The sequence below is a fragment of the Pseudomonas sp. B10 genome, from assembly GCF_900156235.1.
Lineage (GTDB): Bacteria > Pseudomonadota > Gammaproteobacteria > Pseudomonadales > Pseudomonadaceae > Aquipseudomonas > Aquipseudomonas siliginis.
The window spans coordinates 1,063,157-1,082,804 of sequence record NZ_LT707063.1 but is presented as its reverse complement, the minus strand read 5'-3'; the positions used below and the strand labels follow the sequence as shown (position 1 = coordinate 1,082,804).

Genomic DNA, 19,648 nt, shown 5'->3' with positions numbered 1-19,648 from the left:
TGAGGGGCAAATCTCAAGTCGAGCGCAATACTCGAAAATTCACCGACCCAGCTCCTCCACCAACCACGGCAAAAGCTCCTCACACGACCCTTCAATCTTCAAATCGAGCAGATCATCCGCCCGGGTCTTGCCCAGATTGATCGCCATCAACGGCTTGCCACGCTCGGCAATCACCCGACACAAGCGAAACGCCGAATACGCCATCAACGACGATCCCACCACCAGCAACCCCGCCGCATTCTCGGCAGCGGCCAGCGCCCGCGCGGCTGTCGGCTGCGCCACGTTCTCGCCGAAAAACACCACATCCGGTTTCATCCGCTCACCCGCGCAATGCGGGCACTGCGGTACCCGGAAGCGCGCTTCAAACGCCGGGTCGAGCAAGGTATCGCCATCCGGCGCCTGCACCGCATCAACACCACTCAGGTAGGGATTGTGTGTCTCCATCTGCTGCTGGATCGCGTCGCGCTCGCTGCGCTGCCCGCAATCCAGGCACAGCACTCGATGCAGGCTGCCGTGCAGTTCGATCACATCGTGGCTGCCGGCCTGATCGTGCAAGGTGTCGACGTTCTGCGTGATCAAAGCGCTGATCCGGCCACGCTGTTGCAATGTCGCCAGCGCCTCATGCGCCGCATTCGGTCGGGCCTTTCGCACGCGCGGCCAGCCGAGCATGGCCCGCGCCCAGTAGCGCCGGCGTGATTCCGGGGCGGCGAGAAACTCCTGATACATCATCGGCTGCCGCCCACGACGCACGCCGTCGCTGTCGCGATAGTCCGGAATGCCCGATGGCGTGCTGATGCCGGCGCCGGTCAATATCAGGAATTTATCGTCGGCCATGGCCTGCAACAGCGTATCGAGATGTTCGCGGATCGGGCTGTCGAGCATGCTCAGCACTCCAGAATGGGCAGTGCCCCGCAGGTTAGCACGCGATCCGCACGGGTTACTTGCGCGCCTCCAGAATCAGGTTGAACGGCGTTTGCGTGGCGCGGCGGAACTGCTTGAACCCAGCCTCGACAAAAACTTTGCGCAGGCGCATTTCCCCAGCTTGCGCACCGAGCCCGAGACCGACTTCCTGTGACAGCGAATTGGGCGTGCAGATGAATGTCGAGGCGGCGTAGAACAGGCGTCCGACCGCGTTGAGATTGTCGTCCAGTTTGTCGTTGGCGAACGGTTCGACCAGCAATACCGTGCCATCGTCTTTCAGCGACTCATAAGCGTGGCGAGCGGCGCCGACCGGGTCGCCCATGTCGTGCAGGCAGTCGAAAAAGCAAATCAGGTCGTAGTCGCCGCCGGGATAGTTTTTTGCCGTGCTCTCGAAAAATCTGGCGCGATGGCCCACGCCACCTTCTTCGGCGCGTTGCGTGGCGACGGTGACTGACGGCGCATGGAAGTCGAAGCCGACAAACTGCGATTTCGGAAACGCCTGGGCCATGATCACCGTCGAGGCGCCGTGGCCGCAGCCGATGTCGGCAACTTTGGCGCCGCGTTCCAGCTTCGCCACCACGCCGTCCAGAGCCGGAAGCCATTCGGCAATCAGGTGACCTTTGTAGCCGGGGCGGAAGAAGCGTTCGGTGCCGCTGAACATGCACGGATGGTGATCGCCCCACGACAAGGCGCCATTGCCGCGCATGGCCTTGACCAGTTTGTCCTTGTCATGGAAAAACGACGCCACCACGCCGAGACCGCCAGCGACGTACACCGGCGAATCCTCCACGGCCAGCGCCAGTGCCTGTTCTTCAGGCAAGCGGAATTGACCGTCAAGGTGTTCCATATAGCCCGATGCGGCATGGGCGCTGAGCCATTCGCGCACCAGGCGCGGATTGCAGGTGGTTTTCGCCGCAAGGGCTTCGGGGCTGATCGGTTGGCTGTCGGCCATTGCCCGGTACAGACCGAGTTCTTCGCCGACAATGACATTGGCCAGCATCGCCGCGCCGCCCATGTCGTTGACCAGTTTGCCCATGAATTCGTTGAGCTTCGCCTCATTCATCACGTGTGCTCCTGAAACAGGATCACCGTCCGGCGGCGTTGAATGTCGAGGCAGGCGCCACCGGGCGGTGGTCACGGATTGGGGCAGGGCACAGCAGACGTCCTGCGGCCCCCTCGACTGGGTAATGAATGAGTCTAGTCGGTGTTTTTCTCAGCGTGGCAGCGGCAACTTCAGTTCAGCGCACAACCCGCCACCTTCACGATTGCTCAACATAAGCGAGCCACCCAGCGCCAACGCCAATTGCTGGGCGATCGCCAGTCCGAGCCCGGTGCCGCCGGTGTCGCGATTGCGCGAGTTTTCCACGCGGTAGAAGGGTTCCAGCACCTGCGCCAGTTCGGCCTCGGCGATGCCCGGGCCGCGATCGAGGACTTTCACCGACAGGCTGTTGCCCTGCGCTTCGACCTGCAATTGCGCGGCGCCGGCGAATTTCAGGGCGTTGTCGGTCAGGTTCACCAGCACCCGGCGCAGGGCCTGCGGACGGGTTTCGATTACCGCTTTGCTTTTGCCGCCGAGCTGCACGTCCTTGCCCATGTCCTGATAGTCGAAGACCAGGCTGTCGAGGAACGAGTCGAGATCAGTACGCCGGCTTTCTTCGGTGGCGCCGTGAACGCTGCGGGCGTAGGCCACGCCTTCGCGCACCAGATGCTCGATTTCGCCCAGGTCGCTGCTCAGTTTGTCTTTCTCGACCGAGTCGTCCATGAATTCTGCGCGCAGTTTCATCCGGGTGATCGGCGTTTGCAGGTCGTGGGAAATCGCCGCGAGCAGTTGCATGCGTTCTTTCAGGTAGGCGGCGATGCGCGTCTGCATGGCGTTGAACGCCCGTGCCGCGTGGACCACTTCGGTCGGCCCTTGCTCGTCGAGTTTGATCGGGTGAGCGTTGGGGTCGAGGGTTTCCACCGCATTGGCGAGGCGAGTGAGGGGACGGATGGCGATGCGCACGGCGAGCCAGGTGCAGAGGATCAGCAACGCCAGTTGCCCGAGCAGCACCACCGGCAGCCACGGCGACAACGGCACCATCGCCGGACGGATATCGATGGTCACTGGGCTGCCGTCGCTCAGGCGCAAGTGGCCTTGGAAATGTTGTCTCGGACCACCGGGAACTTCGGTAAACACGATTGGATAAGTGTCACCGATGGCCGCAGTGATCGAAGCGATCGCGACGGACTTTTCAGCCGAGGTCACCGGCATGCCCGGTTCGCCCTCATTGAGCAGGTAGCCGTAATTGCGCCGGGCCAATCGCGGCAGCCAGGCTTCGCGCTCGGCGGCAGGCAAGCGATCGAGGATCGCCATCGAGGTCGACACGTCGGTTTCGAGGTTGCCGAGCATGGTGTTTTTCGCGCTCTGGTATCGCTCGTAATACTGCGCGCCGAACGACAGACCCTGCGCCAGAATCAGCCCGATCAGGAAAATCAGCGACAGGCGCGAGGCGAGGGTGCGCGGCCATTGCAGCTTGAGTTTCATGCCGACGCCCCGAGCAGTTCGACCGGCAGCGAAAACACATAACCTTCACTGCGCACGGTCTTGATATAGGCCGGCTCGCGAGCATCGTCCAGCAGGCGTTGACGCAGGCGACTGACCAGCAGATCGATGGAGCGGTCGAACAGATCGGCCTCGCGGCCCTGGGTCAGGTTGAGCAGTTGATCGCGGCTGAGCACCCGTTGCGGATGGTCGAGGAACACCCGCAGCAGGCGGTATTCGGCGCCACTGAGGGCAACCATGGTGCCGTCGCTGTCGAGCAGGTGCCGGGCCGAGGTGTCCAGCTGCCAACGACCGAAGGCCAGCAGGCGTCCGGCTTCGGTGACCACCAGATTCGGCGGCAGCATGCGTGTGCGGCGCAATACGGCGTTGATCCGCGCCAGCAGCTCGCGGGCGGCGAAAGGTTTGGTCAGATAGTCGTCGGCGCCCATTTCCAGACCGATGATGCGGTCGGTCTCATCGTTGCGCGCGGTGAGCATCAGCACCGGCGTCGCCTTGTGTTTGCCCACGCGCAATTCGCGGCATAACTGCAGGCCATCATCGCCGGGCATCATGATGTCGAGCACGATCAGGTCGACAGTGTTGGCATCAAGGAAGCTGCGCATCTGCCGGCCATCGGCGACCACTGTCGTGCGCAGGCCGTTCTTCTTCAGGTAGTTGCCTACCAGTTCACGGATCTCGCGGTCGTCGTCGACGATGAGAATGTGATCGACATGTTCCATCGGTTCAAGCCTCTGTCAAAGGGGGAATGCCGTGCAGTCTATAGCGCCGTAGACCGCACGCCTGCCTGCCTTTGTATTGCAGTGTATCTGCCGCAGCGGCGGATACACACCGACGCAAAATCACGATTTTTTCGGGGTTTTGTATCGCTGTGTATCTACACACTGCAGGGATACACAACGAGTGATTCTCGTCCTTTCCTGACACAGACGCGATACCTCGAAGGCCTCAAATAGGCTCCATCGAGGCACACACAGACCGCCTCGGCTCAAACCCACTGAAGCCTTGAGGACTACACCATGAACAACAAATCCGTATTCGCCGCCTGCCTGTTCGCCGCTCTGAACATCTGCACCCTGTCGGCCCACGCCGAAGCTGACGTCAGCCGGCAAACCTACACCTACGGCACCCATCTGGACATCCAGAAAGTGCTGTCGATGACCGAAGACACCTCGGTGACCTGCGGCATCACCGAGGCGCGCATGACCTACCTCGATTCCGCCGGCAAAACCCGCGAGCTGGATTACAGCAAATTCGCTGACGGCTGCAACAACCAGAACTGAGTCATCCCTACTTTTTCTGCAAGGAGTTTTGCCATGAACAACGTCTCGCGCTTTCTGACCGCAGCAGCCTTCGCCTTCACCGGTGCCGCCGCCCACGCCAACAGTGCTGTGGAGCAGAGCAGTTGCGCCAGCAGCACCTGCTTCCAGCTGACCACCGTGGCGAAGGAGGGCAGCGATGCCTTGATCGCCGCTGACGGCTCCAGCCGCACACCGCAGGGGCAGATGGTCGCCGCTGATGGTTCCAGCCGCACACCGCAGGGCCAGATGGTTGCCGCTGATGGTTCCAGCCGCACACCGCAGGGGCAGATGGTTGCCGCTGATGGATCGAGCCGCACACCGCAGGGCCAGATGGTTGCCGCTGATGGATCGAGCCGCACGCCGCAAGGCCAACTGGTCGCGGAAAACGGTGCCAGTCGTACGCCTCAAGGGCAGTTGCTGGACGGCCAGACTGCATGAGCCACGGCGTAAATAAAGCGAGCTAGCGAGGGGCGTTTCCCTCGCTGCCCGGTTGTGTGCCCAGCCCCCATTCCAAGGTGACCCCTTATGTACCTCATCGCATTTCTCGGCGGTCTGCTGACCGTTCTCAGTCCGTGCATCCTGCCGGTGGTGCCGTTTCTGTTCGCTGGCGCCAACCGCACCCGCTCCTCGATCTTCCTGACTCTCGCCGGCATGGCGCTGACCTTTGCGCTGATCTCCAGCCTTGCCGTGGTCAGCAGCGAGTGGGTGATTCAGGCCAGCAACACCGGCCGCCACGTTGCCTTGTTGGTCATGGCGCTGTTCGCCCTGTCGCTGATCTCGGCCCGCGTCGGTGACTGGCTGACCAGGCCCTTCGTCGCCCTGGGCAATCGTCTCGATCAGGACACGCGTAAACGTGCCGGACCGATGGGCTCGATCATGCTCGGTGTCGCCACCGGCCTGTTGTGGGCGCCCTGTGCCGGGCCGATCCTTGGGGTGATTCTGACCGGCGCAATGTTGCAAGGCGCCAATGCGCAGACCAGCCTGTTGCTGCTGGCTTACGGCGTCGGCAGTGCCTTGTCGCTGGGCACGTTGATTTTTGCCGGGCGCGGTCTGGTCAATCGGCTGAAACCGTCGATCCCGTTCAGCGGCTGGTTGCGCCGTGGTGCTGGGGTTGCGGTACTTGCTACGGTCGCGGTGATCTCGACGGGCGCCGACAAAACCCTGCTCGCCAACACCTCTTCCGAAGGCGTGGCCAGCGTCGAGAAAAACGTCCTGGAAAACGTGCCGAAAGTGGTCGACTACTTCGTCAGCAAGGTCCGCGCCGATTCGATGATGGACCAGGCCCGGGGCGCGATGCCGTCGCTGTCGGGCGCTGTGCAATGGCTCAATTCACCAGAGCTCAGTGCCGAATCCCTGCGCGGCAAAGTGGTGCTGGTGGACTTCTGGACCTACGACTGCATCAACTGTCAGCACACCCTGCCGTACGTCAAAGACTGGGCGAAGAAATACGAGAAGGACGGCCTGGTAGTGATCGGCGTGCACACCCCCGAATACGGCTACGAACGCATCATCAACAACGTCAAGGATCAGGTGAAAAAACTCGGCATCACCTATCCGGTAGCGATCGACAACGACTATGCGATCTGGCGCAACTTCGACAATCAATACTGGCCGGCGCATTACCTGATCGACGCCAAGGGCCAGATGCGTTACAGCCACTTCGGTGAAGGTCGTTATGCCGAGCAGGAGCAGATGATCAAGCAGTTGCTGGAGGAGGCCAAGGCACCGGCAGCCTGATCAACAAAACCAATGGCTCACAGGTCGCGGACCATGAGCCATTGTTGTTTTTCCCACGCCTGGAAACCCTCCAATAGCTGCCAGCCGCGTTTACCGTAGAAGTCGTGTTTGTCTTGCGTGTGCAAGTACAAGCGCGACACCCCACGCTGCTTTGCTGCCTCGCAAATCCCTTCAATCAGCTGCTCCGCCAACCCTTGCCCGCGCGCCTCGGGATCAACGAATACGCAGGCGAGCCATGGGCCGAGATCGGCGCGATCAGCCAAGTCGTTGCGGGCCAGTGCGGCACCACCGAGCAGGCGTTCACCGTCCATGGCAATCAGGCACGACCATTCACCATTGCTTTGGCCCTCGGCAAATTCGCGCTGCCATTGAGCCAGGGGCTGGTCGGCGTATTCGTAGTGGAATTGTTGGTGAATCCACGCCGCGTAGCGATCGCTGTGTTGCATGTGCGCGGCGAGCCAGTCGAGGTGCAGTGACATCGGTCGAGTCCTTTGCGTGGGCGAGCCCGCATCAGAAACCAATCCCGCGGCGCTGACAATGCGCAAGGTGTATCAGGCGCTTGACAGATTAGCGCCGCTCATCGGCAAAGTGCCGGGTTTAGGGGGCTGGCGGACGATTGGCAGGGACGCCGGGCAGCCTCGGCGCGATAGTGACCAAGCACAGTCTGCGCCGCCGACTGTGCATTCTTTCTGCCACGGAGCTCGCTGTCATGAGTACCCCGCTTGATCTCACTGCCCTGAAGGAACGTCAGAAAGTCGCTTGGGCCAGTGGCGACTACGCCGTGATCGGCACCACATTGCAAATCGTTGGGGAAAACCTCGCCGAGGCTTGCGATCTGCGCTGTGATGAACAGGTGTTGGATGTCGCTGCCGGCAACGGCAATGCAACCCTGGCAGCGGCGCGACGCGGGTGTGTAGTGACTTCGACCGATTATGTGGCGGCACTGCTGGAGCGTGGTCAGGATCGCGCCCGGGCCGAACATCTGGAGGTGATTTTTCAGGTGGCCGATGCCGAGGCTTTGCCTTTTCCCGATGAAAGCTACGACGCCGTGTTGTCGACGTTCGGCGTGATGTTCGCGCCTGACCAGGTCACCGCCGCTGCTGAACTGGGGCGGGTCTGTCGTCGCGGCGGACGGATCGGTATGGCGAACTGGACGCCGGAGGGCTTCGTCGGCCAGATGTTCAAGATTCTCGGCCAGCATCTGCCACCGCCAGCGGTTGCACAGCCTCCATCGAACTGGGGCTCGGATGCGTGGCTGCACAAGCATTTCGATGACCGCGATTTTGTCGTGCGCGTGACCCGCAGCCACTTCAATTTCCGCTACCGCTCGGCGGCGCATTTCATTGACATCTTTCGCCACTGGTACGGGCCGGTGCACAAGGCTTTTGCGGTGTTGTCGGCGGAAGCGGGGCAGGCGTTGGAGGATGATTTGACAGAGCTGCTCAATCGCTCGAATCGGGCGGGTGACGCATCGCTGGTGGTGCCGAGCGAGTATCTGGAGGTGGTGATTACCAAGCGGTAGTCCACATCGGATCATCCTGATCGATGAAGATCTCTGTGGGAGCGAGCCTGCTCGCGAAAGAGGTGTGCCAGCCAACCTTGATGTTGATGGAACCACCGCATTCGCGAGCAGGCTCGCTCCCACAGGGGGATGTGCTTATTTCAAATGGCTGCTATCAAACCACTCCAGCGCCGTGCGCCAGATGCAGATCCCCAGGAAATAAGCCGACATCAGCAACCACAAGCCCATCACCAGCGGGTTGATCACCGGGTGATTGAGCACCAGTGACAGGCTGCACAACAGCCAGATCGCCGTCACCGCGATATTGATCGGCATGAAACGACGAACGCGAAACGGGTGCAGGAACTTCATCCGCGTCACCGTCAGCAGCGCCAGCCCGATCACGGTGAGAAAGGTAATCCACGGGCCCGGGCCAATGATGTACAGGCACAGCGCAACCACGTTCCAGGCCGCCGGGAAGCCGACGAAATAGTTGTCCTTGCTCTTCATGTTGACGTTGCAGAAACAGAACAGCGACGACACCAGAATCACCGACACCGTCAGCAACAGGGTGTAATCGGGCAGGGGAATGTAGCGGTAGATAAACAGTGCCGGGATGAATACATAAGTCAGGTAATCGATCACCAGATCGAGGATCGAACCGTCGAAACTCGGCAGCACCGATTGCACATTGACCTTGCGCGCCAGTGCGCCATCGAGGCCGTCGACGATCAGCGCCACGCCCAGCCACATCAGGCAATGAATCGGCTGGTTTTCCAGCAGCGCGAGGGTGGCAAGGAAGGCGGTGACCACGCCGGTCGCGGTAAAACCATGGGCGCCCCATGCTTTCAGCCTGGCGATGTGTACGGTTGATATCACGGGGGCGTTCTCCAGAAAGTGAAGCAAGCCGGTTATCGCCCATCATCAGAAAGGGCGTCGGCAAACCGGGTCGGGTTGCAGCTATCGACCGGTTTGGCCGGGATAAGGTTCACCACCCCTGAATCTTAGCTGGCTGGCGAAAATTTTCTCGCGTGGCGATTCAACGGTGATCGGGCGTCAGCCCAACGGTGCTGGCGCTATGGCTGCGTCGGTCTATCGTTGCCTGACGCGATCGGGCCGTGGCCTCGGAGGATAACGTCATGAACACCAGCGATTTGCTTGAACAACTGCTGCGAGGCCAGGCCTCGGCGGGACAACAACGCGGAGCTTCGGCCGGTGACGGCCTGGGCGGTTTACTTGGTGGACTGTTGGGCGGCGGCAGTCAGTCCGGAGCGGGTGGCGCGGCTGCTTCGGGTGGCCTCGGCGGCCTGGGTGGTTTGCTCGGTGGCTTGCTCGGCGGCGGTGGCTTGGGAAGCGCCCTCGGTGGCGGTAGCAGAAGCCGTACCGGCGGGACCAGTTACGCGGCGCTCGCATCGCTGGGCATGATGGCTTACCAAGCGTATCAAGCCTGGCAACGCAGCCAGGCCAGCACCGCGCCGCAGGAGCTGCCACAAACCGCCGACCTGCTCGCCGGCCCGCAAATCGAAACCCACAGCCACGCGGTACTGCGCGCCCTTATCGCCGCCGCCAAGGCTGACGGCCGCATCGACGACGCAGAAAAGCACCTGATCAGCAGCGAAATCGGCAAACACACCGCCGACCCGCAGTTGCAACAATGGCTCGACGCCGAAGTCGCCAAGCCGCTGGATGCCCGCGAAGTGGCGCAATCCGCTGACGGCGATCCTGCCGTAGCCGCCGAAATGTACCTGGCCAGCGTCATGCTGGTGAACGATCAACAGGACGCCGAACGCAGCTATCTCGATGAGCTGGCGGCAGCCTTGAACATCGATCCCGACTTGCAGGTGCATCTGGAACAGCAGGCAAGAGGGCAAGCCTGACCCGCTGTAAAAATTCCCGACACTGCCAGCCCCGGCCGCTCCATCCGTCCGGGGCTTTTTTAGCTCGATTGAATTTTTCCGCCGCCGTGTCGCTCTTCTGCATAACAGAACCCGTCTGCCATCGGTGTGCTCATGAACAGGAACCTCGACGATTACAACCGTATGCGTGATTTTTCCGCGACGTCGGAACCGGCCGCAGTCAAGCGCTCGGGCCGTAAGTCGGCCAAGGATCATGCCTTGCAGTTCTGCATCCAGAAGCACGACGCATCGCACCTGCATTACGACTTTCGCCTCGAGCTCGACGGTGCCCTGAAGAGTTGGGCGGTGCCGAAGGGACCGTCACTGGACCCGTCGGTCAAGCGTCTGGCGATTCATGTCGAGGATCATCCGCTCGATTACGCGACGTTCGAAGGCAGCATTCCCGAGGGGCATTACGGTGCCGGTGATGTGATCGTCTGGGATCGCGGTGTGTGGATTCCGCTGGACGATCCGCACAAGGCCTATGCCAAGGGCCGGCTCAAGTTTGAGTTGCAAGGCGAGAAGCTCGGCGGCGTGTGGAATCTGGTGCGCACGCACATGCCGGGCAAGAAAGATCAATGGTTCCTGATCAAGCATCAGGACAACGCCGCGCGCCCGCAGGATGATTTCGACGTATTGGTCGCCGAGCCCGACAGCGTGCTCAGCGAGCGCACGATCGTCAGTAAATCTGCGGCTGCTGCCGATAAAGCCAAACCGGTGAAAAAGGCCCCGGCCAAGCCGCGCAAGCAGGCGTCCGGGCAGCTTACCGGCGCGCGCAAGGCCAAGTTGCCGGCGCTGATCAAGCCGGAACTGGCGACGCTGGTCGACAGCGCGCCCGAAGGGCAGTGGAGCTACGAGATCAAGTTCGACGGCTACCGGATCATGGCGCGGATCGATCACGATGAGGTGCAGCTGTTCACCCGCAATGGCCACGACTGGACGCACAAACTCCCGCAGCAGGCCAAGGCACTGGCGGCGCTGGGTCTGGAATCGGCATGGCTCGACGGCGAAATGGTCGTGGCTAATGAGCAAGGTGTGCCGGATTTTCAGGCGTTGCAGAATGCTTTCGATGCCGGACGCAGCGGCAATATTGTTTATTACCTGTTCGACGCGCCGTATCTGAATGGCGTCGACCTGCGCGACGTGCCGGTCGAAGAACGCCGCGCCGCGCTGAGCACCATCCTCGGCGCGCAGAAAGAATCGTCAACGCTGCGCTTCTCCGAAGCCTTCGAAGAAACCCCGGACGCGCTGCTCAACAGCGCCTGCCAAATGCAGATGGAAGGCCTGATCGGCAAGCGGCTCGGTTCGCCTTATGTATCGCGGCGCAGCGGTGACTGGATCAAGCTCAAGTGCAAACATCGCCAGGAATTCGTCATTGTCGGCTACACCGATCCGAAAGGCGCGCGCAGTGCCTTCGGTGCCTTGCTGCTCGGCCTGCACGACCGTGACAGCGGCGAGTTGCGCTACGCCGGCAAGGTCGGCACCGGGTTCAACGAAACCACATTGAAAAGCATCCTCGCCCAACTCAAGCCGTTGCAGACCAAAGCTCCCGCAGTGGTCAATCCGCCCAGCGGTTTCGAGGCCAAAGGCGTGCACTGGCTCAAGCCGAAATTGCTGGCGGAGGTGGCGTTCGCCGAGATGACCAAGGACGGCTCGGTGCGGCATGCCGTGTTCCATGGTTTGCGCGATGACAAACCGGCCAAGGACATTACCGAGGAGCGAGCGAAGCCTGTGAAAGCTGCCAAGTCCGAAAAAACCGAAAAGACCGAAAAGACCGAAAAGACTGAAAAGACCAAAACCGCCGACAAGCAGCCGGCAAAGAAAACCGCCGCCAGCAAAAAAACCGAAATCGCGCCTTCGCAAGCAGGTCTGGCCGGCGGCAAGGTACGCATCACTCACCCCGATCGAGTGATCGATGCGGTCAGCGGCACGACCAAGATGCAACTGGCGCAGTATTACGCCAGCGTTGCCGAACACATCCTGCCGCAACTCAGGGATCGTCCCGTGGCCTTAGTGCGTGCACCGGACGGCATCGCCGGCGAACTGTTCTTCCAGAAGAACGCCGATCGCCTGGCTATCCCCGGTATCACTGCACTGGACAAGGACGTCACCGGCCAGCCAGTGATGATGATCAACAATCCCGAAGCGCTGGTCGGCGCGGTGCAGATGAGCACCGTCGAGCTGCACACTTGGAACGCTACAAAGGTGGATCTGGACAAGCCCGATCGCTTCGTCCTCGACCTCGACCCGGATCCTGCGCTGCCATGGAAAAGCATGGTTGAAGCCACCGCGCTGACCCTGACTGTGCTCGATGAGTTGGGCCTCCAAGCCTTCTTGAAAACCAGCGGCGGCAAAGGCATTCACCTGGTGGTGCCGTTGACGCGCAAGCATGGCTGGGACGAAGTGAAGGACTTCAGCCACGCCATCGTCAGCCACATGGCCAAGTTGCTGCCGGACCGCATTTCAGCGGTGTCCGGGCCGAAAAACCGCGTCGGCCGGATCTTCATCGATTACCTGCGCAACGGGCTCGGTGCCACCACCATTTGCGCCTACGCCGCACGGGCGCGCGAAGGCATGCCGGTGTCGGTGCCGCTGTACCGAGAGGAAGTCGCTGAAATCAAGGGTGGTAATCACTGGAACATCTACAACGTTCACGAGCGTCTGACCGAAGTCGGCGATGAACCTTGGGCGGACATGAAGAAAACCCGTCAGACCATCACCGCCGAGATGCGCAAACGCGTCGGCATGAAAAAGTGATCAGGTGTCGCGCAGCAAGTCGTGGGCGTTGAGCAGTTCGAAGGCGATTTGCGGGTGGTTTTCCAGGCCCTTGCGAATCGCCGCCGGGATCGCCGCGCGAGTCTTGCGACACAGGCCTGGCAGCTCTTCGATCTGAATGGCGATGCCGCGCATGGTGCGGACTTCGTTGAAACCGGGGGCGACGTCGACACGGATGCCGAGTTGCTCGTACATACGCTGTTGCAGGCGTTTGAGGTCGGCGAGGTCTTTGAGTTGTTCGAGACGTGCCAAGAGGATTTTTTCCTCGGCACGCGTCAGGCGCAGGATGCGCACATCCGCGCCGGGCGTTTCCAGCAACGGTTCGCGCCCGCAGATGCAGGCGCCGGGAGGGCAGGGTGAGCGCAAGGGCACGGTGGTCGTCATGGCCTCCATCATAGAGGCCGTCGGACATGTTTGCCTATGCGCACTCAGCGGCCGTCCATCGGCCGCTGCTTCCCTCGTGACTACTGCTGCACGCCTTCGTATTGCACCAGAATGGCGTTAGCCAGGTCTTCATCACTGGCGTTCAAGCCAGGGTTGGCCTGGCGCACCTGTTGCAGTACCGACTCAAGATAAACCCCACGAATGGCCCCGCCGCTTGCAACGAACGCAGACACGTCGTCACGGGCCGGAATCACCATTTTGTCGTCCTTGAAGGTCGAGTACAGCGACGCGGAGACACCTGCCGAGGTGGCGACGTCACCCGCGTCAACGCGGGCCAGCGCCGATCCGACCGGCAGGCAAAGCATTAAAGAAGAAATCAGGACTAACTTGCGCATGACGTGTTCCTCCACAAGCGCTAAGCAAAAAGGGAAGGGACTACATAACGTCAGAGGTGAACGGCGCGCGGGAGTTCCGTGAGCGGTGAAAAGCCGTGAGTCCGAGTTTTTCACCGCTCAGTCGGTTCAGATCACCCCGCAGGCCATGCGGTCGCCGCCACCGCCCAGTGGCTTGGGCATGTCGGAATGGTTATCGCCGCCGGCGTGAATCATCAGGGCGTGGCCCTTGATCTCGGAAATCTTCTTCAGGCGTGGCGCCAGCACTGGGTAGTTGGCGACACCATCAGCCGTCACATACACCGCCGGCAGATCGCCCAGATGTCCGTCGGCGTAAGGGCCAAGGTGCTTGCCGGTTTTCGCCGGATCGAAGTGTCCGCCAGCGGCCAGTGCCGCGCCTTTGACGCCATCCTTCATGCCCGCTTCGCAGCTGCCGTTTTCATGGACATGAAAACCGTGGATGCCGGCAGGCAATGATTTCAGCTCGGGTGTGAACAGCAGGCCATATGGCGTCTCACTGACTGTTACCGAGCCGATCGCCTGCGGCGCGCCGTCGGCGCTGACTAGGTTGATTGCGACTTTCTCCGTTGCCGCCTGCGCGGTGCCGATTGCCAGGGTGCCGAGCAGACCAAACCACAGTGCGCGTTTCATAAGCGTTTCCTTCAGCTGCATGAATGTTCGTAGCCATGGATTGATAGCCTGCCGGGGTTAACCAGCGATGAAGGCGTTATCCATCGGCGCTGCAAGGTGTGACCGGGTTCACGCTTGAAAAGTTTTGCCGGATTCAAGTCGCCCCTGACATCAGCCGATACGCTCTGTGTCGGCAGTTCCCTGCACATAGGCTTAACTGAAATCCGACAAGCGCAATCCAGCGTGCCCACGGGAGATTCCACGGTGTCGATCAAACTGCGTTTGGTGTTGCTGATTGCGACCAGCCTGCTGACGGCGCTGATCGTGAGTCTGGTCAGTTACGTCGGCAACCTGCGGATGGCCACGGCGGTCGGCGATAACACGGTAAGCATGAGCGCGCTGCGCAATCACATGGAAGCCGACATGATGCACGACGCCCTGCGCGCCGATGTCTATTCGGCGATGCTGGTCGGCCTGGGCAAGAGCACCGCCACCGCCACAGAAGTGCGCGATTCGCTGGCCGAGCACGCAGGGCATTTTCGTGAAGTGCTGGATGACAACCTGAAACTGCCGATCAACCCGCAGCTGCGCACGGCGCTGGAGCAGATCAAGCCGAGCCTCGACACCTACATCAAATCCGCCGAGCAGATCGTCGGCGTGGCGCTGGACAAGCCGGATGCCGCCCAGCAGCAGCTTGGTACTTTCAATAGCGCTTTTACTCAGCTCGAAGAGCAGATGGGCGCACTCAGCGAACTGATCGAAAACAACACCCTGCACACCAGCGAAGGCACTGAAGCGGCCATCCGCCACGCCAATGTCGCGCTGGGAGTGGTGCTGGTCGTCAGTCTGTTGCTGCTGCTGATTCAGGGGCGCTGGGTGATCCTGAGTATCATGGGGCCGCTCAAATCCGCCAGCCGCATCGCTGAAAGCATTGCCCATGGCAATCTCAGCGAACCGATTGTCGAACCCGCCGGCAAGGACGAAGCCAGCGCGCTGATCCGTACATTGGCGACCATGCAACGTGACTTGCGCAACATGATCGACGTGGTCCGGCGCAACGCCCACGGTGTCAGCGGCATGAGCGAGCAGCTCAGTCAGGGCTGCCATCAGGTCGCCGACAGCAGCCAGCAGCAAAGCGTTGCCGCTGGGACCATGGCGGCCGCCGCCAGTCAGATGACCGCGAGCATCGAAGAAATCACCCGCCACGCCGAACGTGCCCTGAGCATGGCCAATCAGGCGGAAAATCTGGCCAAGGAGGGTGGCGGGGTGATTCATCAAGTGGTCAGCGACATGGACGACATCGCCCGCTCGGCACAGCAGTCGGCGCAGGTGATCCGCACGCTGGATCAGGAGTCCGAGGCGATCTTCAACATCATTCAGGTGATCAAGAGCATCGCCGACCAGACCAACCTGCTGGCCCTCAACGCCGCGATCGAGGCGGCGCGGGCAGGAGAGCAGGGCCGTGGTTTTGCCGTGGTCGCCGATGAAGTGCGCAGTCTGGCCGCACGCACCAGCGCCTCGACCCAGGAAATCGCAGCGATGGTCGCACGCATCCAGAACAGCACGCGCGAGGCGGTCAGCAGCATGGAGGCGGGCGTGGCGCAGGTCGACAAGGGCATGGCGGTGACGGCGGAAGTCGAGCGGGCGATTCGCGAGATCCTCGACGCCACGCTGAACACCACGCACCTGGTCAATGACATCACCCGCACGATTGGCGAACAGAGTCAGGCCAGTAATGAGATCGCCCATCAGGTGGAGATGATTGCGGGAATGAGCGAGGGCAATAGCCGGGTGATCGGGCAGACGGCGACGACCACCGATGAATTGTCGAATCTGGCGGGGCAGCTGGCGCGGTCGGTGGATCGGTTTCGGTTGTGATAGCGGTAGGACTGGTGTCTATCACGGCCTTATCGCTGGCAAGCCAGCTCCCACAGGGTTTGATGTTGTGAATGCAACGGTGTGTACACCATCATCCACTGTGGGAGCGGGCTTGCCCGCGATGAGGCCAGCTCGGGCAACACTGAATCAGGCCAATGTTCCCTTAATCAAAACCTGAACGCCTGCCGCCCCACCAACAACCATTTGCCGCCCTGTTTCTGCCAGATCTGGAAATTTTCGATCTCGGTCGGAATCACCTCAGTCCCCTTCAACGCCTGCGCGGAGAAGTGGTGGCGCACCAATGCGGTATCGCCGGATATCGTGATGGTCTGCTTCTGCATCTCCAGGGTCTTGAATGCGCTGCGGCCGGTTTCGATGTCGGCGATGAATTCCTGCTTGTCCTGAATCTTGCCGCTGGAGTGGCCGTAGGTCAGGTTCGGCGCGGTCAGAGCGTTCAACTCGGCGATGTCTTTATGCAGCATCGCCTGAGTCAGGTGATCAACTGCTTGAGCAACGTCCTTTTCCGCTGGGGCAGGGGCGGCCATGACGCAGGCGCTGAAGGCGCAGAACAAACCGATGAGGAGGCGGGATTTGGTCATGTTGTTTCCTTGTTGTTATTGGGTTGGGATGACTGGCTTGGTTCATCAGTCATCGTACAACTTAGCAGGTTATTTTCTCCATGAACAACGAGCGGTTGGCGCCGATTTATCAAGTTGCGATGCGTATCGCGCAAAAAACTTTGCAGGCCAATGCCTGATCGCAGTCATGTTTGGTTGCCGATGGCCGATAAGTCTCTGAGCGGAAAAAGACTTTCAAGTCGGGAACAGACGCGCGGGTTCGCCCTGACGTGATATTCTCCGCGCCAAATTTGCTTTGACCTAATTCGGTTGGCTGGCCTTTCGGGCGGGCCGACGGGATCCCTGTCGCTCAAGCAGCTGAAGCCAATAACGATAAGAAGTCAGTTCAGAAGGGACATTAACTGAGGTCGATGCCACATGTCGGCCTTGTGTGCCCACCCGTCAATATTGAAGTGTGCCGGATTGCGCGACGCCAGCCTGAGCGTCAACAAAGCGCAACGCAGACTGATAACAACGACGGGCGGAAGGCGTTTTATCATAGGTGCAACAGATGTTTAAGAAAGTGAACACAGCCTTGCTCGGTCTGGCTTTGGCGATGGGGATGTCGTCTGCCAATGCTGCCGAAGCCAAGAAAGTTGATGTCCTGCTGATCGGCGGCGGCATCATGAGCACCACCCTGGGTGTGTGGATCAATGAGCTGGAACCGACCTGGTCGATGGAAATGGTCGAGCGCCTCGATGGCGTCGCTCTGGAAAGCTCCAACGGCTGGAACAACGCCGGTACCGGTCACTCGGCCCTCGCCGAGCTGAACTACACCCCGGAAGACGACAAGGGCAACGTAACGATCCCGAAAGCTGTCGAGATCAACGAAGCGTTCCAGGTTTCCCGTCAGTTCTGGGCGTGGCAGGTTCAGCAGGGCGTGCTGAAGAACCCTCGTTCGTTCATCAACACCACACCGCACATGAGCTTCGTGTGGGGCGATGACAACATCAAGTTCCTGAAAAAGCGCTACGAAGCACTGCAGGCGAGCCCGCTGTTCGCCGGCATGCAGTACTCCGAAGACCCGGCTGTGATCAAGAAGTGGGTACCGCTGATGATGGAAGGGCGTGACCCGAACCAGAAAATCGCGGCCACCTGGAGCCCGCTGGGTACGGACATGAACTTCGGCGAAATCACCCGCCAGTTCGCCGCTCACCTGCAAACCAAACCCAACTTCGATCTGAAACTGTCGAGCGAAGTCGAAGACATCACCAAGAACGCCGATGGCACCTGGCGTGTGAGCTACAAAAACCTCAAAGACGGCAGCAAGACCGAAACCGACGCCAAGTTCGTGTTCATCGGCGCTGGCGGCGGTGCTCTGCACCTGCTGCAGAAGTCGGGCATTCCTGAAGCCAAGGAATACGCAGGCTTCCCGGTTGGTGGCTCGTTCCTGGTAACCGAGAACCCGACGATTGCCGAGCAGCACCTGGCCAAGGCCTACGGTAAAGCTTCGGTTGGCGCGCCACCGATGTCGGTTCCGCACCTGGACACCCGTGTTCTGGATGGCAAGCGCGTCATTCTGTTTGGCCCGTTCGCGACCTTCAGCACCAAGTTCCTCAAGGAAGGTTCGTACTTCGACCTGCTGACCAGCACCACCACCCACAACATCTGGCCAATGACCAAGGTCGGCATCAAGGAATACCCGCTGGTCGAGTACCTTGCCGGCCAGTTGATGCTGTCGGATGAAGACCGTCTGAACGCGCTGAAGGAATACTTCCCGAACGCCAAGGCCGAAGACTGGCGCCTGTGGCAAGCCGGCCAGCGCGTGCAGATCATCAAGCGTGATGAAGCCGCTGGTGGCGTGCTGAAACTGGGCACCGAGATCGTTGCTTCGCAAGACGGCTCGATCGCCGGCCTGCTGGGCGCATCGCCGGGCGCGTCGACTGCTGCACCGATCATGCTGAGCGTGTTGCAGAAAGTCTTCAAAGACAAAGTCGCAACCCCTGAGTGGCAAACCAAGCTGCACCAGATCGTGCCAAGCTACGGCACCCAGCTGAACAGCGATCCGGCCAAAGTGGCTGCTGAGTGGGCTTACACCGCGAAAATCCTCGAACTGCCGACGCCTCCGGTGATCGGTCAGGTAGCTGCTCCGGCGGCACCTGCGGCTGACAAAGCCGTAGCGCCGAAGGAAAACGCTGCACGTGACATGGCTCTGTAAGCAGAACCCTGACACACAAAACCCACTGAACCGGCGACGGTCAGTGGGTTTTTTTATGCCGGATCACCGGCACGACTCAGGCCTTTGCGCTGGACAGATAAGCCCCCAGGCGCCGACCCATTTCTTCGCCCAGTGCCTGCAATCCGCTCAGCGGCCGTACCATCACTTCGAACTCGACAATCTTGCCGTGCTCATCGAAGCGAATCATGTCGATGCCTTTGAGTTCCTTGCTGCCGACCCTGGCGCTGAATTCGAGAATCACATTCAGGCCATCCGCCGTCGCCAATTCGCGGTGATAGGCGAAATCTTCAAAGACTTCGAACACGGTGTTGAGGATCATCGCCACCACCGGCGCGCCGGGGTAGGGCGTGTGGGCCATGGGCGAGCGAAACACAGCTTGCGGATCGAGCAGTTCAGGCAGGGCTTTGAGATTGCCGCTGCGGATCATCGCGTGCCAGCGCTCAAGGGACGCGGCGACGTTGGGCTGCAAGGCGAGGTCGGGCATGGTCACTCCGGTTTTTATTGTTGTCGGTTGGCAATGACTGTAGATCAACCGGGCCGAAAGTGAATCCCCAAGTCTCAGCCTGAATATCTGTTCATGCCCGAAGCGGATCAGATGCGCATCTGATCCGTATTTTTCTGTTTCATCTGCCTCTGTATTCAGTACAGCCACAGGCTCAGAATGCCCCGGCAGTGCGGCCAATCACCCTCCGACCTCATTCCGAAGCGTCCGGTGCACCGCACACCCGCATCAAGGAGCGCGACATGTACAAGATGGCAATTTTTCTCGGCGGTTTTCTGACCTTGACCATTCTGATCGGCGTGCTGGCGACGATCTCTCCAGTCTGATCCGCGCGCTTTTTTTCGAACTCCGCCGTTCTCCTGCTTTCAGTTGCAGAACAGGGCCAGCACGCGCCCGT

General features: G+C 60.7%; 20 protein-coding genes and 1 pseudogene. 10 read left to right on the top strand and 11 right to left on the bottom strand.

Annotated elements, in window-relative coordinates:
• Window positions 1–39: 39 nt before the first annotated feature.
• The 4 genes from BXA01_RS04835 to BXA01_RS04820 form a co-directional block, all read right to left on the bottom strand.
• Window positions 40–882, bottom strand: a complete 843-nt coding sequence (locus BXA01_RS04835) for an NAD-dependent protein deacetylase (RefSeq protein ID WP_076563420.1) — start codon at window positions 880–882, stop codon at window positions 40–42.
• A 55-nt stretch (window positions 883–937) separates the two neighbouring features.
• Complete coding sequence (locus BXA01_RS04830; protein WP_076563419.1) at window positions 938–1,984, bottom strand: class I SAM-dependent methyltransferase; 1,047 nt, start codon at window positions 1,982–1,984, stop codon at window positions 938–940.
• Window positions 1,985–2,134: 150 nt separating this feature from the next.
• Entirely contained in the window at window positions 2,135–3,445 is a 1,311-nt protein-coding gene (locus BXA01_RS04825; protein ID WP_076563418.1) for an ATP-binding protein, read from the bottom strand.
• Entirely contained in the window at window positions 3,442–4,182 is a 741-nt protein-coding gene (locus BXA01_RS04820; protein WP_039762337.1) for a response regulator, read from the bottom strand. Before BXA01_RS04820 ends, BXA01_RS04825 begins: the two co-directional genes overlap by 4 nt.
• 297 nt (window positions 4,183–4,479) lie before the next feature.
• Here BXA01_RS04820 and BXA01_RS04815 point away from each other — a divergent pair, with 297 nt between their 5' ends.
• The 3 genes from BXA01_RS04815 to BXA01_RS04805 all read left to right on the top strand — a co-directional run bounded on the left by BXA01_RS04815 (window position 4,480) and on the right by BXA01_RS04805 (window position 6,498).
• Window positions 4,480–4,743: a DUF2790 domain-containing protein gene (locus BXA01_RS04815; RefSeq protein WP_016775158.1), complete on the top strand. Its 264-nt coding sequence runs from the start codon at window positions 4,480–4,482 to the stop codon at window positions 4,741–4,743.
• A 33-nt stretch (window positions 4,744–4,776) separates the two neighbouring features.
• Window positions 4,777–5,199 (top strand): hypothetical protein, encoded by a 423-nt coding sequence (locus BXA01_RS04810; protein WP_073471218.1) that lies wholly within the window; start codon window positions 4,777–4,779, stop codon window positions 5,197–5,199.
• A gap of 87 nt (window positions 5,200–5,286) precedes the next feature.
• Window positions 5,287–6,498 (top strand): cytochrome c biogenesis protein DipZ, encoded by a 1,212-nt coding sequence (locus tag BXA01_RS04805; protein ID WP_076563417.1) that lies wholly within the window; start codon window positions 5,287–5,289, stop codon window positions 6,496–6,498.
• A 17-nt stretch (window positions 6,499–6,515) separates the two neighbouring features.
• Here BXA01_RS04805 and BXA01_RS04800 read toward each other — a convergent pair whose 3' ends face one another.
• Window positions 6,516–6,977, bottom strand: a complete 462-nt coding sequence (locus tag BXA01_RS04800) for a GNAT family N-acetyltransferase (RefSeq protein ID WP_076563416.1) — start codon at window positions 6,975–6,977, stop codon at window positions 6,516–6,518.
• Window positions 6,978–7,207: 230 nt separating this feature from the next.
• Between BXA01_RS04800 and BXA01_RS04795 the strand changes: the two genes are divergently transcribed.
• Window positions 7,208–8,020: a class I SAM-dependent methyltransferase gene (locus BXA01_RS04795; protein WP_076563415.1), complete on the top strand. Its 813-nt coding sequence runs from the start codon at window positions 7,208–7,210 to the stop codon at window positions 8,018–8,020.
• A 135-nt stretch (window positions 8,021–8,155) separates the two neighbouring features.
• Here BXA01_RS04795 and pcsA read toward each other — a convergent pair whose 3' ends face one another.
• On the bottom strand, window positions 8,156–8,878 hold the full coding sequence (pcsA, locus tag BXA01_RS04790; RefSeq protein WP_076563414.1) for a phosphatidylcholine synthase: 723 nt from the start codon (window positions 8,876–8,878) through the stop codon (window positions 8,156–8,158).
• 260 nt (window positions 8,879–9,138) lie between these two features.
• Between pcsA and BXA01_RS04785 the strand changes: the two genes are divergently transcribed.
• Both BXA01_RS04785 and ligD read left to right on the top strand, forming a co-directional pair.
• Window positions 9,139–9,876 carry a tellurite resistance TerB family protein gene (locus tag BXA01_RS04785; protein WP_076563413.1) on the top strand — a complete coding sequence of 246 codons (738 nt, stop codon included), beginning with the start codon at window positions 9,139–9,141 and terminating at the stop codon, window positions 9,874–9,876.
• A gap of 132 nt (window positions 9,877–10,008) precedes the next feature.
• Window positions 10,009–12,651: a DNA ligase D gene (gene ligD / locus BXA01_RS04780; protein ID WP_076563412.1), complete on the top strand. Its 2,643-nt coding sequence runs from the start codon at window positions 10,009–10,011 to the stop codon at window positions 12,649–12,651.
• Here the strand turns inward: ligD and BXA01_RS04775 are convergent, their stop codons facing one another.
• From BXA01_RS04775 to sodC, 3 genes are all read right to left on the bottom strand, one after another.
• Window positions 12,652–13,053, bottom strand: coding sequence for a hypothetical protein (locus BXA01_RS04775; protein WP_172833998.1), 402 nt, complete (start codon window positions 13,051–13,053; stop codon window positions 12,652–12,654).
• An 80-nt stretch (window positions 13,054–13,133) separates the two neighbouring features.
• Window positions 13,134–13,448: a DUF2388 domain-containing protein gene (locus BXA01_RS04770; protein WP_016775151.1), complete on the bottom strand. Its 315-nt coding sequence runs from the start codon at window positions 13,446–13,448 to the stop codon at window positions 13,134–13,136.
• Window positions 13,449–13,574: 126 nt separating this feature from the next.
• Window positions 13,575–14,096, bottom strand: coding sequence for a superoxide dismutase family protein (gene sodC / locus BXA01_RS04765; RefSeq protein ID WP_056789153.1), 522 nt, complete (start codon window positions 14,094–14,096; stop codon window positions 13,575–13,577).
• 222 nt (window positions 14,097–14,318) lie between these two features.
• Here sodC and BXA01_RS27570 point away from each other — a divergent pair.
• Both BXA01_RS27570 and BXA01_RS27565 read left to right on the top strand, forming a co-directional pair.
• A pseudogene (locus BXA01_RS27570) lies at window positions 14,319–15,047 on the top strand (MCP four helix bundle domain-containing protein); the annotation flags it as partial.
• A 42-nt stretch (window positions 15,048–15,089) separates the two neighbouring features.
• On the top strand, window positions 15,090–15,953 hold the full coding sequence (locus BXA01_RS27565; RefSeq protein WP_442961913.1) for a methyl-accepting chemotaxis protein: 864 nt from the start codon (window positions 15,090–15,092) through the stop codon (window positions 15,951–15,953).
• A gap of 167 nt (window positions 15,954–16,120) precedes the next feature.
• Here the strand turns inward: BXA01_RS27565 and BXA01_RS04755 are convergent, their stop codons facing one another.
• Entirely contained in the window at window positions 16,121–16,552 is a 432-nt protein-coding gene (locus BXA01_RS04755; RefSeq protein ID WP_076563409.1) for a nuclear transport factor 2 family protein, read from the bottom strand.
• A 529-nt stretch (window positions 16,553–17,081) separates the two neighbouring features.
• On the opposite strand from BXA01_RS04755, the gene mqo reads away from it, so the two are divergent.
• The gene (gene mqo, locus BXA01_RS04750) at window positions 17,082–18,728 is read left to right on the top strand and encodes a malate dehydrogenase (quinone) (protein ID WP_076563408.1); all 1,647 of its coding nucleotides are present in this window, start codon (window positions 17,082–17,084) and stop codon (window positions 18,726–18,728) included.
• A gap of 76 nt (window positions 18,729–18,804) precedes the next feature.
• Here the strand turns inward: mqo and BXA01_RS04745 are convergent, their stop codons facing one another.
• The gene (locus BXA01_RS04745; RefSeq protein ID WP_076563407.1) at window positions 18,805–19,233 is read right to left on the bottom strand and encodes a nuclear transport factor 2 family protein; all 429 of its coding nucleotides are present in this window, start codon (window positions 19,231–19,233) and stop codon (window positions 18,805–18,807) included.
• A gap of 188 nt (window positions 19,234–19,421) precedes the next feature.
• Here BXA01_RS04745 and BXA01_RS27080 point away from each other — a divergent pair, with 188 nt between their 5' ends.
• On the top strand, window positions 19,422–19,577 hold the full coding sequence (locus tag BXA01_RS27080) for a hypothetical protein (RefSeq protein ID WP_172833990.1): 156 nt from the start codon (window positions 19,422–19,424) through the stop codon (window positions 19,575–19,577).
• Window positions 19,578–19,648 lie beyond the last annotated feature (71 nt).

Bases quoted from the DNA above. Each gene is read 5' to 3' on its own strand.
- BXA01_RS04835 (WP_076563420.1), bottom strand. From the start codon at position 882: ATGCTCGACAGCCCGATCCGCGAACATCTCGATACGCTGTTGCAGGCC.
- BXA01_RS04830 (WP_076563419.1), bottom strand. From the start codon at position 1,984: ATGAATGAGGCGAAGCTCAACGAATTCATGGGCAAACTGGTCAACGAC.
- BXA01_RS04825 (WP_076563418.1), bottom strand. From the start codon at position 3,445: ATGAAACTCAAGCTGCAATGGCCGCGCACCCTCGCCTCGCGCCTGTCG.
- BXA01_RS04820 (WP_039762337.1), bottom strand. From the start codon at position 4,182: ATGGAACATGTCGATCACATTCTCATCGTCGACGACGACCGCGAGATC.
- BXA01_RS04815 (WP_016775158.1), top strand. From the start codon at position 4,480: ATGAACAACAAATCCGTATTCGCCGCCTGCCTGTTCGCCGCTCTGAAC.
- BXA01_RS04810 (WP_073471218.1), top strand. From the start codon at position 4,777: ATGAACAACGTCTCGCGCTTTCTGACCGCAGCAGCCTTCGCCTTCACC.
- BXA01_RS04805 (WP_076563417.1), top strand. From the start codon at position 5,287: ATGTACCTCATCGCATTTCTCGGCGGTCTGCTGACCGTTCTCAGTCCG.
- BXA01_RS04800 (WP_076563416.1), bottom strand. From the start codon at position 6,977: ATGTCACTGCACCTCGACTGGCTCGCCGCGCACATGCAACACAGCGAT.
- BXA01_RS04795 (WP_076563415.1), top strand. From the start codon at position 7,208: ATGAGTACCCCGCTTGATCTCACTGCCCTGAAGGAACGTCAGAAAGTC.
- BXA01_RS04785 (WP_076563413.1), top strand. From the start codon at position 9,139: ATGAACACCAGCGATTTGCTTGAACAACTGCTGCGAGGCCAGGCCTCG.
- ligD (WP_076563412.1), top strand. From the start codon at position 10,009: ATGAACAGGAACCTCGACGATTACAACCGTATGCGTGATTTTTCCGCG.
- BXA01_RS04775 (WP_172833998.1), bottom strand. From the start codon at position 13,053: ATGACGACCACCGTGCCCTTGCGCTCACCCTGCCCTCCCGGCGCCTGC.
- BXA01_RS04770 (WP_016775151.1), bottom strand. From the start codon at position 13,448: ATGCGCAAGTTAGTCCTGATTTCTTCTTTAATGCTTTGCCTGCCGGTC.
- sodC (WP_056789153.1), bottom strand. From the start codon at position 14,096: ATGAAACGCGCACTGTGGTTTGGTCTGCTCGGCACCCTGGCAATCGGC.
- BXA01_RS27565 (WP_442961913.1), top strand. From the start codon at position 15,090: ATGCAACGTGACTTGCGCAACATGATCGACGTGGTCCGGCGCAACGCC.
- BXA01_RS04755 (WP_076563409.1), bottom strand. From the start codon at position 16,552: ATGACCAAATCCCGCCTCCTCATCGGTTTGTTCTGCGCCTTCAGCGCC.
- mqo (WP_076563408.1), top strand. From the start codon at position 17,082: ATGTTTAAGAAAGTGAACACAGCCTTGCTCGGTCTGGCTTTGGCGATG.
- BXA01_RS04745 (WP_076563407.1), bottom strand. From the start codon at position 19,233: ATGCCCGACCTCGCCTTGCAGCCCAACGTCGCCGCGTCCCTTGAGCGC.